Annotated in this window: 11 protein-coding genes; 5 read left to right on the top strand and 6 right to left on the bottom strand. The window is 67.6% G+C overall.

Annotation, left to right across the window (positions count from 1 at the left end):
• The gene (locus tag JYA52_RS16035) at positions 1-1,047 is read right to left on the bottom strand and encodes an iron ABC transporter substrate-binding protein (RefSeq protein ID WP_205654163.1); all 1,047 of its coding nucleotides are present in this window, start codon (positions 1,045-1,047) and stop codon (positions 1-3) included.
• A gap of 189 nt (positions 1,048-1,236) precedes the next feature.
• Entirely contained in the window at positions 1,237-2,601 is a 1,365-nt protein-coding gene (locus JYA52_RS16030) for a glycoside hydrolase family 76 protein (protein WP_205654162.1), read from the bottom strand.
• A 108-nt stretch (positions 2,602-2,709) separates the two neighbouring features.
• Here JYA52_RS16030 and JYA52_RS16025 point away from each other — a divergent pair, with 108 nt between their 5' ends.
• Both JYA52_RS16025 and JYA52_RS16020 read left to right on the top strand, forming a co-directional pair.
• A complete protein-coding gene (locus tag JYA52_RS16025; protein WP_205654161.1) occupies positions 2,710-3,534 on the top strand; it encodes an SDR family NAD(P)-dependent oxidoreductase in 825 nt (274 codons plus the stop codon).
• The gene (locus JYA52_RS16020; RefSeq protein WP_205654160.1) at positions 3,531-4,742 is read left to right on the top strand and encodes an acyl-CoA dehydrogenase family protein; all 1,212 of its coding nucleotides are present in this window, start codon (positions 3,531-3,533) and stop codon (positions 4,740-4,742) included. Before JYA52_RS16025 ends, JYA52_RS16020 begins: the two co-directional genes overlap by 4 nt.
• A gap of 82 nt (positions 4,743-4,824) precedes the next feature.
• Here JYA52_RS16020 and JYA52_RS16015 read toward each other — a convergent pair whose 3' ends face one another.
• Complete coding sequence (locus JYA52_RS16015) at positions 4,825-5,643, bottom strand: DUF1684 domain-containing protein (RefSeq protein WP_205654159.1); 819 nt, start codon at positions 5,641-5,643, stop codon at positions 4,825-4,827.
• Positions 5,644-5,909: 266 nt separating this feature from the next.
• On the opposite strand from JYA52_RS16015, the gene ppc reads away from it, so the two are divergent.
• Positions 5,910-8,729 carry a phosphoenolpyruvate carboxylase gene (gene ppc, locus JYA52_RS16010; protein WP_205654158.1) on the top strand — a complete coding sequence of 940 codons (2,820 nt, stop codon included), beginning with the start codon at positions 5,910-5,912 and terminating at the stop codon, positions 8,727-8,729.
• 205 nt (positions 8,730-8,934) lie between these two features.
• On the opposite strand, the gene JYA52_RS16005 is transcribed toward ppc, so the two are convergent.
• Complete coding sequence (locus tag JYA52_RS16005; protein WP_205654157.1) at positions 8,935-10,080, bottom strand: NifU-related iron-sulfur-binding protein; 1,146 nt, start codon at positions 10,078-10,080, stop codon at positions 8,935-8,937.
• A 565-nt stretch (positions 10,081-10,645) separates the two neighbouring features.
• Here JYA52_RS16005 and JYA52_RS16000 point away from each other — a divergent pair.
• On the top strand, positions 10,646-10,951 hold the full coding sequence (locus tag JYA52_RS16000; protein ID WP_205654156.1) for a hypothetical protein: 306 nt from the start codon (positions 10,646-10,648) through the stop codon (positions 10,949-10,951).
• Between the two features lie 14 nt (positions 10,952-10,965).
• On the opposite strand, the gene JYA52_RS15995 is transcribed toward JYA52_RS16000, so the two are convergent.
• Entirely contained in the window at positions 10,966-11,586 is a 621-nt protein-coding gene (locus tag JYA52_RS15995) for a DedA family protein (RefSeq protein WP_205654155.1), read from the bottom strand.
• Positions 11,587-11,666: 80 nt separating this feature from the next.
• Between JYA52_RS15995 and JYA52_RS15990 the strand changes: the two genes are divergently transcribed.
• Positions 11,667-12,218, top strand: a complete 552-nt coding sequence (locus JYA52_RS15990) for an O-acetyl-ADP-ribose deacetylase (protein WP_205654154.1) — start codon at positions 11,667-11,669, stop codon at positions 12,216-12,218.
• 30 nt (positions 12,219-12,248) lie between these two features.
• Here JYA52_RS15990 and JYA52_RS15985 read toward each other — a convergent pair whose 3' ends face one another.
• Complete coding sequence (locus JYA52_RS15985) at positions 12,249-13,211, bottom strand: RluA family pseudouridine synthase (protein ID WP_205654196.1); 963 nt, start codon at positions 13,209-13,211, stop codon at positions 12,249-12,251.
• Positions 13,212-13,401 lie beyond the last annotated feature (190 nt).

Genomic DNA, 13,401 nt, shown 5'->3' with positions numbered 1-13,401 from the left:
TTACAGCAGTCCTGCCTTGGTCATCAGCTCGGTGACCTTTGCGGAGTTCAGCTTGGCCGGGTCCACTGCCGGAGCCTGGAGTTCCTTGACCGGAACCAGCTTTTCATTGGCCGGGACGCCGGAGGCGATGGCGTACTCGAAGGAGGTGCCCTTCTGCAGCACTTCCTGCCCCTTCTTGCCGGTGATGAACTTGAGGAAGGCCTGGGCCTTGTCAGCGTTCTTGGAGGACTTCAGCACGCCGCCGCCGGAAACGGAAACGAAGGCGCCCGGATCCTGCTTCTTGAAGTAGTACGGCGTGACGTTCTTGGAGTTCTCGCCGGTCTTCGCCTGGTCGCCGTAGTAGTAGTAGTGGTAGATGAGGGCGGCGTCGACCTCGCCGGCGTTGACGGCCTTCATGGCGGTGCTGTTGCCCTTGTAGGCCGTGAAGTTTTCCTTCATGCCCTTGAGCCACGCTTCGGTTGCCGCTTCGCCCTTGAGCTCGAGCAGGGCAGAGACAATGGCCTGGAAGTCGGCGCCGCTGGGGGATGCGGCCCACTTGCCCTTCCACTCCGGCTTGGCCAGATCCAGCATGGACTTGGGCAGCTTGTCGGCTGTCAGCTTGGCTTTGTCATAGACGAGGACCGTGGAGCGGGCCGCGATGCCCGTCCACTTGCCCGTGGTCGGGCGGAATTCGGCGGGAACCTGTGCGATGGTGTCCTTGTTGACGTCAGCGAACAGGCCGGCGTTCTCCACCTGCGCCATTGCGGGGGAGTTCTCGGTCAGGAAAACATCTGCGGGGGAGGCTGCCCCCTCCTGCACAATCTGGTTGGACATCTCGGTGTCCGAGCCTTGGCGAAGCGTGACCTTGATGCCGGTTTCCGCGGTGAACGCGTCCGCCCATTCCTTGGTGAGGCTCTCGTGCTGGGCGTTGTAGACCGTGATCTCGCCGTTTGTCGCCTCTGGGGAGGCGCTTCCGGCGGGGGCGGGGGAGCCGCCGCAGGCAGCCAGTCCCAGTGCTGCGGTGGCGGCGAGTGCGATGCCGGCCAGTGCGTTCTTGCGGATCTTCATGGGGGCTTCTTTCTGAAAACGTCAGTCGGACCGGGGTCCTGTGAGCAGGGGAAGTTAGGCGATGCTCACGTCGAAAACTGTAGGTTAGCCATACCTAACGGGCAACGCATCCGGCACTTTAAGTGACCAGTATCACATCAATTACGGAAGTGTTGCATGACGTAATTCAGTGGCGGCCCTGCCGGCTGCCTACGGGGTGGTGGCCGGCGGGCCGGCTGCCACGGCCGCTGCGGCTTCCAGCACCATCCACGCCTGCAGTTGGGTGGAGAGTTCGACGGCGGCGCCCGACGGATAGGTTTCAGCGGCCGGTTTCTGTGGATGGTAGGAAAAAATCAGGCGGCCTGCCCCGCCGTGCCTGGCCAGGGCTTCACCGGGGGCCACTTCCCTGCGGCCCGCCCATAGGGCTGCGGCGGTGTCGATGACCATCCGGGCGGCAGCGGCGCGCGTGGCCCCGGGCAGGCGTCCGTCCTGTGCGGCCTGGGCAAGGTAGCGAGTGAGGATTCCGGTGAAGAGCCCGCCGTCGCCCGTTCCGTCGCAGCGGAGGACGGCGCCGGTCCCAACGCCGCCGGCGCTGCCGGCTCCGACAGTGCTGGTTCCTGCAGTGCTGGTTCCGTCACTGCCCTCTGGGGTGAGGCCGCCGGCCAGCGTCAGGTGCCGCGACACCGCATCCACCACCGCAGCGGCGCGCTCCAGGTTCCGGGTGCCGCCGAGCTCCAGGAGGGCGCCGAGGACCGGGCCCTGGTTGTAGGTGTAGATGGCGTTCTCGAGAGTGGTCTCGCCGGTCGGACCGATCCGGAGCCCGTCCAGGTAGAGCCCGCGGCCGGCGTCGAAGAGCTTGGCGTCGAGCCAGTCCAGCAGCGCCTGGGCCCTTGCCGGGTTCCCTGTGCGGGCGTAGTAGAGCGCCACCGGGGCCGTCGCCGGAGTGTTCTTGAAGTCCCGTTTCGTGCTCCAGAACGTTCCGCCGCCCAGGTCGTCCGTGGAGGCCGAGTCGAACTGGAGCGTGAGGCTCCTGCGGATGCGCGCACTGCGGCGGCGGCTTGGCCGTTGGCTTTCGTCCGCCAGGTTTTCAAGCCGGAGGGTGGACAGGGCCAGCCAGGCCATGTCGTCGTAATAGCTGTTGACGAAGGTCAGGAAATTGCGCAGCCGGATGCCGGTGACCAGGCGGGAGGCGAGCAGGCCGGCGCTGGGGCGGTGTTCGCCGTCGAACCGGGCCGGGGGCTGGTTCGCGGTCCCCAGTTCACGGCGGCCGGTATCCACGAGGCAATCGACGTAGTGGGCCTGCCACCAGTAATGCCACGGACCGATCAGGCTGATGAAGCGGCCCGAGGGGCGGGAAATCGCGCCGATGTGGGTCCCGGGCAGGAGAAAGAGCCGCTGGCCGAACCCCCGGGTGACCGACCGGGCGGCCTCGGTGGCGCGGGCGGCCCAGTCTGCCGGGGTGGCCGGGGTCGCCGGGGATCCTGGGGGCTCCGCGGTCCCCGGGTTCCAAGGAGTCCCCTGGTTCCCGGAGTGGGGCAGGTCCTCGGGGGGCGCTGACGCGTCGGGCTGGGTCATCCCGCCAGCCTAGCGAATAGCGGGAAGGGTGCGCGCGACCCGGCTTTCAGTTAACATTCACTAACTAATGTTCGCGCCGGTTGCCGGTTTCCGCATCAAGGAGGATGTATGGACATCAAGGGTTCTGTGGCGCTGGTGACGGGCGGGGCGTCCGGACTGGGCGCTGCCACTGCCCGGCGGCTGTTCGACGCCGGAGCCTCGGTGGTGCTCGCGGACCTCGGCTCGTCGGCCGGGGCGGCTTTCGCCGATGAGCTGAACTCCGGTGCGGCGGCCAGCCCACTGGCCGGCTCGGAAACCGGCCCCGCGAACACTGCGGTTTTCGTTCCCACGGACGTCACCAGCGAGCACGGGGTGCAGGCCGCCGTCGATGCAGCAACGGCGCTGGGTCCGCTGCGGATCGTGGTCAACTGCGCCGGCATCGCCACCCCCGGCAAGGTGCTGGGCCGCGACGGCGTCCTGCCGCTGGAGACCTTCAACCGCGTCATCCAGGTCAACCTGGTGGGCACGTTCAACGTGATCCGCCTGGCCGCCGCCGCCATGGCGGCCACGGAGCCCGCGGCCACCGAACTGGGCGGGGAAGAGCGCGGCGTCATCATCAACACGGCCTCCGTTGCCGCGTTCGACGGCCAGATTGGCCAGCCGGCCTATGCCGCCTCGAAGGGCGCCGTTGCGGCCATGACCCTGCCGCTGGCGCGGGAGCTGGCCCGTTCGCTGATCCGTGTGGTCACCATCGCGCCCGGCATTTTCGAGACACCCATGATGGCCGGCCTCCCACCCGAGGCCCAGGATTCCCTCGGCAGGCAGGTGCCCCATCCGTCCCGCCTGGGGCGGCCCGCCGAGTACGCCAATCTCGCGGCGCACATCGTGGACAACGCGATGCTGAACGGCGAAACCATCCGCCTCGACGGTGCCATCCGGATGGGCCCGAAATGACCCAGGCCACCGGGGTGGAGGCCCTGCCCACTGCCGACTTCTTCGACTACGAGTCGATGCTCAGCGTCGCTGAACAGCGGAAACTCCACGAGCTGCGGGACTTCCTGGCTGCGGAGGTCGCCCCGTACGCGGGGGAGTGGTGGAACAGGGCCGAGTTCCCCGCGCACATCCTTCCGAAGCTCGCGGCCCTGGAGCTGAGCACACCGGCCCAGCGCGGCTACAGCCACCTCTTCGCCGGACTGGTGATCGCCGAAATAACCCGCGTGGACACGTCGATCGCCACGTTTTTCCTGGTCCACCACGACCTCTTCGTCGAAGCGCTCTACGAATTCGGTTCGGATGACCAGCGGGGCCGGCTGCTCGACGACGCCTCCAACCTGCGCACCACAGGCGCCTTCGCGCTGACCGAACCCGAGCACGGCTCCGACGTTGCCGGCGGCATGGAAACCCGTGCCCGCCGGATATCGAGCCATAGCGGAGCAGCCGACGACGACGGCGGGGACTGCTGGGTGCTGAACGGTGCCAAACGCTGGATCGGCAACGGGACGTTCTGCGACTACATGCTGGTGTGGGCGCGCGACGAGGCCGACGGCGCGGTCCGCGGGTTCATCGTGGATGCCTCCCTGCCGGGAGTGACCCGCAGCCGGATCGAAAACAAGATTGCGCTGCGGACCGTCCAGAACGCCGACATTGTTTTTGATGACGTCCGTGTGCGCGAGGCGGACCGGTTTGCGACGGTCAGCAGCTTCGAGGACACGAACAAACTGCTCCGCGGCTCGCGCATCATGGTGGCGTGGCAGGCCGTGGGGCAGCAGCTGGCGGCCTTCGACGTCGCCCGGCAGTACGCCGTCGAACGGCGGCAGTTCGGACGGCCGCTGGCAAAGTTCCAGCTCATTCAGCAGCAGCTCGTCTCGATGCTGGGCAACGCCGTGGCGAGCATGGGCATGATGGTGCGGATCGCCCAGCTGCAGGACCGTGACGCTGCGGACATGGCCCAGGTGGCCTTGGCCAAATCATATACATCGGCGAGGATGCGGGAAACGGTGGCCATGGGCAGGTCTCTGCTCGGCGGCAACGGGATCGTCACGGACTTCCGGATGGCCAAAATCTTCGCCGACGCCGAGGCGATCTACACCTACGAGGGCTCGTACGAAATCAACACCCTCATCGTGGGCCGCGCCGTCACCGGGGTGTCCGCGATCGTCTAACCCTCCCCCGCGGTTCGAAGCGCGAACTGGCAGCAAACGCCCGCAAAACCCAGGTTTGAGGGCATTACCTGCCCGTTCGCGCTCAGGGGTTGGGCTGTTTTTCGCCGGCTTCGATCCTGGCGTCGAGGCTGTTGTTCTTCACGGGCATCGGGCAGGTGCCGTAGGGGGTGAAGGCGCTGGGGTAGTTGATGGCGCGGTTGAAGTCCAGAACCACGGTTCCGTCGGGCCGGGGCCGGGCCGTGGAGACTTTCCGCCACTCATCCGTGCTGTCCCCGTTGGTCTCGTCGTGGAATGTGACAGTCAGGGCACCGAGCTTCTCTTCCTCGGCATGGAGCCGGTATTCGTGGTCCTTTCCCGGGAGCCGGAACACCAGCTCGCCGACGCTCCTGTGCACGCCGTCCACCAGCGGGTTTGCCGTCGCAATGGGAACGTCCTCCGGCTCGGCAAACGCCTCAAACCGTGCCTCAACCACGAAGTCCGGGCGGTAATCAAAGGTGGGCACGCCGTCGAACTCGGTGAACACGGGAGACTGCGAATCCCGCGTGCGGATGGCGTACTTGCCGGCACGCATGGCCAGCTCCACCACCACCTGGCGGCCGTCAGGGCCGCCGAACTGGACCCACATCAGTGACTCCTCATCGGCGAGCTGGGCCGTAATGGTCCCATCCACCGGGTCGCCGGTCTCCACGAGCGTGAGCCCGTCGGCCGCCCCGGCGGCAAGTGCCGCCGTCGTGCCGTCGGTTGACCACAGGCCGGGGACGAGGTCGACGGCGGAGGGCTGGCTTTCCAGCCACTGGAACGACGTGAGCGTGAGCCAGCCGTGCTCTGCGGCGAGAGCGGCATTGCGGTTGTTGCGGAAGCGCTGCCAGCGCTGCAGCTGGGCATCGGGTGCTGTGCTCATGGTTCCTCCAGGTAGACGGCTGCCTGTACAACCCCTGGCAAAGATACTTCATTCCGCCCCCTGGATTCCGTGCTGGAGAGCGGCTGGAGGACCGGAGGGAGGGCCCCATACCGGGCCCGGACACGCGGTTCAAGGCGGTAACAGCATCTGAGACATATTCCCGGCCCCGGCGTGCTGCGGGTAACATGCCATAGGAACAAGTAAGCCGGCTCACAGTATCCAGCGCAGTGTACGAGCCAAGTCCGAACCCTCGAAAGATAGTTTCCATGGCTGACACTGCAATGAATTCCGAAACAGATCTCGCCGCCGAACTCCGTGCGGACGTGCGCCGCGTTTCCACCCTGCTGGGCGAATCGCTGGTCCGCCAGCACGGCCCCGAACTCCTGGATCTCGTGGAGCAGGTGCGCCTGCTGACCAAGGAGTCGAAGGAAGCCGCCCGCGGCGGCGCGGATGCCACCGGTCCGTGGAGCGCGCACGACGTCGTTGCCCAGGTCCGTGAGCTCCTCGCCTCGCTGCCGCTTGAACAGGCCACCGACCTGGTCCGCGCCTTTGCGTTCTACTTCCACCTCGCCAACGCCGCCGAACAGGTCCACCGGGTCCGCGGCCTGCGCACGCGGCAGGAAAAGGACGGATGGCTGGCCAAGGCGGTCGCCGATATTGCCGGCCAGGCAGGCCCGGCGGTGCTCCAGGAAGTCGTGAACGAACTGGACGTGCGTCCCGTCTTCACCGCACACCCCACCGAGGCCTCGCGGCGCTCCGTGCTGGACAAGATCCGCAAGCTCTCCGATGTGCTGGCCGAGCCCACCGGGGAAGGCACCACGGCCCGGCGCCGGCAGGACCGCCAGCTGTCCGAAATGATCGACCAGATGTGGCAGACGGACGAGCTCCGCCAGGTCCGGCCCACTCCGGTGGATGAGGCGCGCAACGCCATCTACTACCTCAACAGCATCCTTACCGACGCGCTCCCCGAGATGCTCACGGACCTGTCCGGGCTCCTGGGCGAGCACGGCGTCACGCTTCCCGCGCACAAGGCCCCGATCAAGTTCGGTTCGTGGATCGGCGGCGACCGTGACGGCAACCCCAACGTGACCGCGGCCGTGACCCGCGAGATCCTGCAGCTGCAGAACCAGAACGCGGTGCGGATCAGCATCGCCCTGATCGACGAGCTCATCTCCGTCCTGTCCAACTCCACGGCCCTCGCCGGTGCGGACCAGACGCTGCTCGATTCGATCGACGCGGACCTGGCCAAGCTGCCCGGCCTGGACCGGCGCATCCTCGAACTCAACGCCCAGGAGCCCTACCGGCTCAAGCTCACCTGCATCAAGGCCAAGCTCATCAACACGGGCAAGCGGGTGTCATCCGGCTCGCCCCACCAGCCCGGCCGCGATTACACCTCCACCGAGGAACTCATCGGCGAGCTGGAAGTGCTCGAACTCTCGCTGCGCAACCACTCGGCGTCCCTCGTGGCCGACGGTGCGCTGGCCCGCGTCCGGCGCGCCATCGCCTCCTTCGGCCTGCACCTGGCCACGCTGGACATCCGCGAGCATGCCGACCACCACCATGACGCCGTCGGGCAGCTCATGGACCGCCTGGGCGGACCCGGCATCCAGTACGCCGAACTGACGCGCGAACAGCGGCTCGAAGTGCTGAGCGCCGAACTGGCCTCGCGCCGTCCGCTGTCCGGCCACCCGATCAAGCTCGACGGCGTCGCTGACGGCACGTACGACGTCTTCCGCGAGATCCGGCGCGCCCTGCGCACGTACGGTCCCGACGTCATCGAGACATACATCATCTCCATGACCCGCGGCGCCGACGACGTCCTGGCCGCGGCCGTCCTGGCCCGCGAAGCCGGCCTGGTCAGCCTCTTCGGAGAGGCCCCGTATGCGAAGATCGGCTTCGCGCCGCTGCTCGAAACCGTTGAGGAACTGCGTGCCTCCGCGGAGATCGTGGACCAGCTGCTGTCCGATTCCTCCTACCGGGAGCTGGTCCGGCTGCGGGGCGACATCCAGGAAGTCATGCTCGGCTACTCGGACTCAAACAAGGAGTCCGGCGTGATCACCAGCCAGTGGGAGATCCACAAGACCCAGCAGAAGCTACGTGACATCGCCGCCAAGCACGGCGTCCGCGTCCGGCTGTTCCACGGCCGCGGCGGATCCGTCGGACGCGGCGGCGGACCCACCTACGACGCCATCATGGCCCAGCCGCACGGCGTCCTCGAGGGTGAAATTAAGTTCACCGAACAGGGCGAGGTCATCTCGGACAAGTACTCGCTGCCGGAGCTGGCCCGCGAGAACCTGGAGCTTTCCCTGGCCGCCGTGATGCAGGGGTCGGCCCTGCACCGCACCCCCCGCAATTCCGATGACCAGCGGGAGCGCTATGGAGACGTCATGGAGACCATCTCCGACGCCGCGTTCGCCCGTTACCGCAGCCTCATCGACCACCCTGACCTGCCCGCCTACTTCATGGCGTCCACTCCCGTGGAGCAGCTGGGTTCGCTGAACATCGGCTCCCGGCCCTCCAAGCGCCCGGACTCCGGCGCCGGCCTGGGCGGGCTGCGCGCCATCCCGTGGGTGTTTGGCTGGACGCAGTCGCGCCAGATCGTGCCGGGCTGGTTCGGCGTGGGATCCGGCCTGAGGGCCGCCCGCGAGGCGGGTCACTCCGCCCAGCTCGTGGAGATGATGGACCGCTGGAACTTCTTCCGTTCGGTGCTCTCCAACGTGGAGATGACCCTGGCCAAGACGGACCTGGACATCGCGGGCTACTACGTGGACACCCTGGTCCCCAAGGAGCTCCACCACCTCTTCCACGCCATCCGGGAGGAGTACGAGCTGACCGTTACGGAGATCCAGAACCTCACCGGCGAGCACGTGCTCCTGGACGCCCAGCCGACGCTGAAGCGCTCGCTGGAAATCCGCGACCAGTACCTCGACCCGATCAGCTACCTGCAGGTGGAGCTCCTCCGCCGTGTGCGCACCGAGGCGGCGGAGGGCAAGAGCATCTCCGGCGCCGAGATCGACGACCGGCTCCAGCGCGCCATGCTGATCACGGTCAACGGCGTCGCGGCAGGCCTGCGCAACACCGGCTAACCCCGGACGCTCCCTCACCTTTCGCCGGCTAACCCCGGACGCTCCCTCACCTTTCGCCGGTTAACCCCGGACGCTCCCTCACCTTTCGCCGGTTAACCCCGGACGCTCCCTCACCTTTCGCCGGTTAACCCCGGACGCTCCCTCACCTTTCGCCGGTTGAGGGAGCGGGGCGAGGCGTGCACAGCGTTCCGTGCACGCAGTCAACTCATATGTCCTGTCCTGCGGCTGGCTGCAGCTCCGGGGCGGCCGCCACGGGAATGATTGGCGCCGGCACGGCCGGTGATGGTATTGCCGGCGACGCCGGTTCGGGGGCCAGTGCCATGGGGACCGCCTGTCCTGCCGGTGCGACCAGCGGGATTGACTGCACGGGCGTCACCTCTGCCCGGGCTGGAGGTGCCGGGGCGGCTGGCAACGGTGCGGGCTGCCCGGATTCACTGGGGATGGCCACAGACAATACTCCGGCCCGGACCAGCAGCGGAAGCGGATCCAGGTGCAGCCCCTTGTCCTCGAGGCAGGCCCCGGCGCGGTGCACGTCGAAATGGCCGCGGCAGGTGGGGCAGCGGAGGACGCTTCCGCCGGCCCCTGCGGCGGCGGCCTCCAGGGTTGCGCCGGCCATGGAGCCGGTGCAGCGCGGGCAGTAGTCGCGGTACGCGTAGACATCCTGTCCGGCGCGGCAGGCCAGCAGCGGGTAGCCGCCAATCAGGAAGCCCGCGACATCCCCGGATTCGAGCCCGGCGATTTCCGGAACCGGTACCCAGGTGCCAGTCATATCGTGCCAGGTAGCCGCAGGTGTTGCGTCAGCAGGACTGATCGCCCGGACAGGAAGTGAGTCCACGGGAATGAGGTCCGGCAGTCCGGGCTGTTTTTCCACTTCAACGACGTCGATGGCGGCGACCTCCGGTGCTACTGCCTTGATGGCCTCCTCCATGGCAACTCTGAGCGGTGTGGACGACCCCGGGGCAGCCGGGTCGATGTATAGCCTTAGCCGCACCACCCCGTCCGTGCTGGTGCCCTCCAGTTCCACGTCGCCGCCGTGGGAGTCGAGATAGGGCCGGATCCGTTCCAGCGCCGCGGCGACGCGCGCTTCCAACGAGCGCGGGTACAGCCCGTGGACCAGCAGGAGGGCAGACACGAGGTCGTCCGCCGTGAGCGCCTCCAGAGTGGCTTCGTCGAGTTTCCCCTGGCGATGCAGGATTTCCAAGATCCGTCGCAGCGCGGATCCATAAAGCTCCGCCACTTGCTTGACGAGGTCCTCGGTGCCGCCACGGGCGACCGCTTCATCGGTGCTCCAGGCTCGGAGGAAACCGCGGATCCAGTCGCCGCTCTGCAGCGGCCGTTCTTCGCCCGACATGGCTTACCTGCCCGTCAGGTGCTGGGTGGGGGAGTGGGCTTCTTCCGCCTTGCGGGCAGTTTCAGCAGGCATCGTTGCCTCTTTCAATGGCCCTTGTGGGGCCTGGTGTCCTCTTGTCAGCGATCCGATTAGGTACCGGATCGGTTTGTGCCCGTATGAAATGCGGATGCCGGCCTCATCGCCGCAGCCGCACGTTGTATGCCAGTGTTCTATGGCACCTCCGAGGACTTGAGTCTGTGTTTTGGCCGGGGACTCCGACATCGGCGCCGCCGCAGCCATGGAACGGGAACAGGGCGATGCCGACGTTGAGTGCAGTGGCCGGCCGTTCGCCTGTGGTGTCCGGAACGGCGCCAACAGGGCCCTGCGTGATAGAGAGTTCGTGCATGATCGCGCCCCTTTTTGCCAACATAGGCTCGCCCCAGACAAAACGCAACTGCCCCTTTTCACGGCCGACTTTGCCGGAGCGCGAACGGGCAGGTGTGGCCCCTTGGATCCGGACTTGAGGGGCCTTAACTGCCCGTTCGCGCTCAACGTTCGCAGGCGCGGGGCCGCTAGGGTGGTGTCCATGCCGTCGTTCCAGACCAGACTGAAAATCACCGGGCTGAAGCCCGGCAACCCTCCCGAAGCCGTCATGGCCGCCGCCGTCGAAGCCCTCGGTACGCGCCATCACGTGGAAGCGAACCAGCTGGAACTGGCCGGCGGCGTGCCGCAGCTGAATCTCCGGTTCCTCGTGGAGCCGACCGAATACAGCGGTGAGAACCGCCAGGCGCTGGAGTCCGCCGCCATGATGCGCGACGCCGTCGAAAGCGTTGCGGTGACCGGCTCGCTTTTGGTGCTCCGCCGCAGCCGCGGCAGGTGGGCGCCCGTCTGACCCTTCGGGCCCCGTTAGGGGGCGGGCTCGCCCGGCTCATCGACCGGGGACCGGCTGCCGCGGCGCCGGGTGGCGATGACTCCGACGACGGCGCCGATCACCAGGCCGGCGGCCACTCCGATAAGGGAGCTGGCCCAGAAGGGCAGCCGGGTGGCCGAGCCGGTGAAGTAGCCGAGCCCGACGAGCCACGTGGCCCAGAGGACCGCACCCAGCCCCGCGCAGAGATTAAAGCCTCCCGAGGAGACATCGGCTATGCCGGCCGCAGCTGAGGTGGCGAGCCGACCGCCGGGAATGAACCTGGCCCCGATGATGGTGCCGTACGTGGAGGACCGTCCCGCCTTGGCGATGGCCTCGTGGATGCCGTGGTGCACTTTCCTGCCCCACCGCCAGCGGTCCAGCACATGGCTGAGCCGCCGCTTGAACAGCTGGAAGACCACGACGTCGCCCGCCCAGGAGGCCGATGCTGCCAGGAAGCCGATCAGGAACAGGTTGGCCCGGCCCTCGGCGGAGAGCGCCCCGCCGGTGATGACAACCATCTCGGAGGGGACGGGCGGGAAGATGGCGTCGCCGAGTACCGCCGGAACGATCCAGAAGTAGATCGCGGCCCCCCAGGTTTCCGCGTTGCCGAAGTCCATTCGCACAAGGTACCGCACTTATCGCCGGCAGGGGATCCTGGGGTCTTCGTCCGAACGGGCAGCGGTGCCAGACTGGCTGCATGCGGATTGAAATTGTTGAAGGCGACATTACTGTGCGGCCTGTTGACGCGATCGTCAACGCAGCGAATTCCTCGTTGCTGGGCGGCGGCGGCGTGGACGGTGCGATCCACCGGGCGGCCGGGCAGGAACTGCTCGAAGCCTGCCGCGAACTGCGCGCGACGAAGCTGCCGCACGGCCTGGCGGTGGGCGCGGCCGTTGCCACGCCGGGGTTCCTGCTGCCGGCGAAGTGGGTGATCCACACCGTTGGGCCGAACCGCCATGCCGGCCAGACCAACCCGGCGCTGCTTGCCTCGTGCTTCACCGAAAGCCTGCGGATAGCCGACGGTCTCGGGGCACGGTCCGTGGCGTTTCCGGCTGTCAGCGCGGGCGTGTACGGCTGGGATGCCCGCAAAGTGGCGCAGCTGGGGATCGAAGCGGTGCGGGCGTACGCCGGCCGTCCGCTGGAGGGCGAAAAGCCCATGGTGGAGCTGGTGGAATTCGTGCTGTTCAGCGAGGAGACCGCCGGGATTTTCCGGCAGGCGCTGGAAGAGTCCGGCGGCGGGCCGGGGTAAGAAGCCGGCCCGGCCCGCGAAGCTGTAGTGCTAGCGGGCTTCGCTCAGTTCGAGCCGGCTCCGGTACTCCACGGGCTTCCCGGTGATCGGATCAACGAATCGGATCCCGCGGGCCAGGAGCTGCAGCGGCTTGGTGTAGTCGTCCGGGGCCTTGTCCAGGAGCTCCGGGTAGAAGGCGTCGTGGAGGATGCCCAGGCCGAGGGACGCCATGTGCACCCGCAGCTGGTGGGTCTTGCCTGAGTGAGGCTCCAGCCGGTAGAGGCCGCGCCGGGCGTGGGTGTCACCGGAGGCGGGACGACCGCCGTCGGCATTTCCGGCGTCGAACGTCTTCAGCAGGTCAATCCGGGTCTCGGCATTCGGCTCGCCGTCGATGACCTCGGCGAGCAGGTAGCTGCGGGACTTGGTCATCCGGTTCCGGACCACCACGGGGAAGCCGACGGCGGGGTTCCCGGCAGCAGGCTCAGCGGCGGCCACGCATTCGTATTCCTTCTGGACCTGGCGTTTCTCGAAGAGCACCTGGTAGCGGCCCCGCGTCTCCGGGTTGGTGGAGAGGAGCAGGATCCCCGCTGTCATGCGGTCCAGCCGGTGCATGGGAATCACGTCCGGAAGGTCCAGCTGGTTCCGCAGACGCACCAGAGCCGACTCCTGGATATACGTTCCGCCGGGCGTGGTGGGAAGGAAGTGGGGCTTGTCCACCACGAGGATGTGATCGTCCTGGTGAAGGATGTTCAGCTCCACGGGCAGCCGGGTCTCCGGCGGGAGAGTGCGGTAGTACCAGATGAAGGTGTGGTCCTCGAGCCGTGTCCGGCGGTCCAGGGGGACACCGCCCTCGCCCACGATCTCGCCGGCGTCGAACCGGTCCTCGATGCCCTGCGGGTCGATGTGGCCCCAGCGGTGCATCATGTAGTCCATCGCCGTGGCCCAGGGCCCCTCGTCCGGCAGGCGCAGGCGGGTTGCGTTCACGCCGTCGCGCACGGGGAGGGGGGATTGCATCACCGGTCCATTCTACTTTGTGCTCCGGCCCGGCCCGTTCCTGCGTCGAGTTCGCCGGAACCCTGCCCGGTCGCCGGAACCTTCCGGCGACTTCGACCCGTTCCGGCGAATTCACCTCCGGCGGTGACCCCGCGTAGCGCGTCAGGAGGCCCAGCGGCGGCGATCCGGCCAAGCCGCCGCAGATGCAGCC

The organism is Arthrobacter pascens, assembly GCF_017052465.1.
Lineage (GTDB): Bacteria > Actinomycetota > Actinomycetes > Actinomycetales > Micrococcaceae > Arthrobacter > Arthrobacter pascens.
Note: the sequence above shows the minus strand (reverse complement) of the source record. Positions and strands in the feature narration are given on the sequence as shown.

Bases quoted from the DNA above. Each gene is read 5' to 3' on its own strand.
- JYA52_RS16035 (WP_205654163.1), bottom strand. From the start codon at position 1,047: ATGAAGATCCGCAAGAACGCACTGGCCGGCATCGCACTCGCCGCCACC.
- JYA52_RS16030 (WP_205654162.1), bottom strand. From the start codon at position 2,601: ATGACCCAGCCCGACGCGTCAGCGCCCCCCGAGGACCTGCCCCACTCC.
- JYA52_RS16025 (WP_205654161.1), top strand. From the start codon at position 2,710: ATGGACATCAAGGGTTCTGTGGCGCTGGTGACGGGCGGGGCGTCCGGA.
- JYA52_RS16020 (WP_205654160.1), top strand. From the start codon at position 3,531: ATGACCCAGGCCACCGGGGTGGAGGCCCTGCCCACTGCCGACTTCTTC.
- JYA52_RS16015 (WP_205654159.1), bottom strand. From the start codon at position 5,643: ATGAGCACAGCACCCGATGCCCAGCTGCAGCGCTGGCAGCGCTTCCGC.
- ppc (WP_205654158.1), top strand. From the start codon at position 5,910: ATGGCTGACACTGCAATGAATTCCGAAACAGATCTCGCCGCCGAACTC.
- JYA52_RS16005 (WP_205654157.1), bottom strand. From the start codon at position 10,080: ATGTCGGGCGAAGAACGGCCGCTGCAGAGCGGCGACTGGATCCGCGGT.
- JYA52_RS16000 (WP_205654156.1), top strand. From the start codon at position 10,646: ATGCCGTCGTTCCAGACCAGACTGAAAATCACCGGGCTGAAGCCCGGC.
- JYA52_RS15995 (WP_205654155.1), bottom strand. From the start codon at position 11,586: ATGGACTTCGGCAACGCGGAAACCTGGGGGGCCGCGATCTACTTCTGG.
- JYA52_RS15990 (WP_205654154.1), top strand. From the start codon at position 11,667: ATGCGGATTGAAATTGTTGAAGGCGACATTACTGTGCGGCCTGTTGAC.
- JYA52_RS15985 (WP_205654196.1), bottom strand. From the start codon at position 13,211: ATGCAATCCCCCCTCCCCGTGCGCGACGGCGTGAACGCAACCCGCCTG.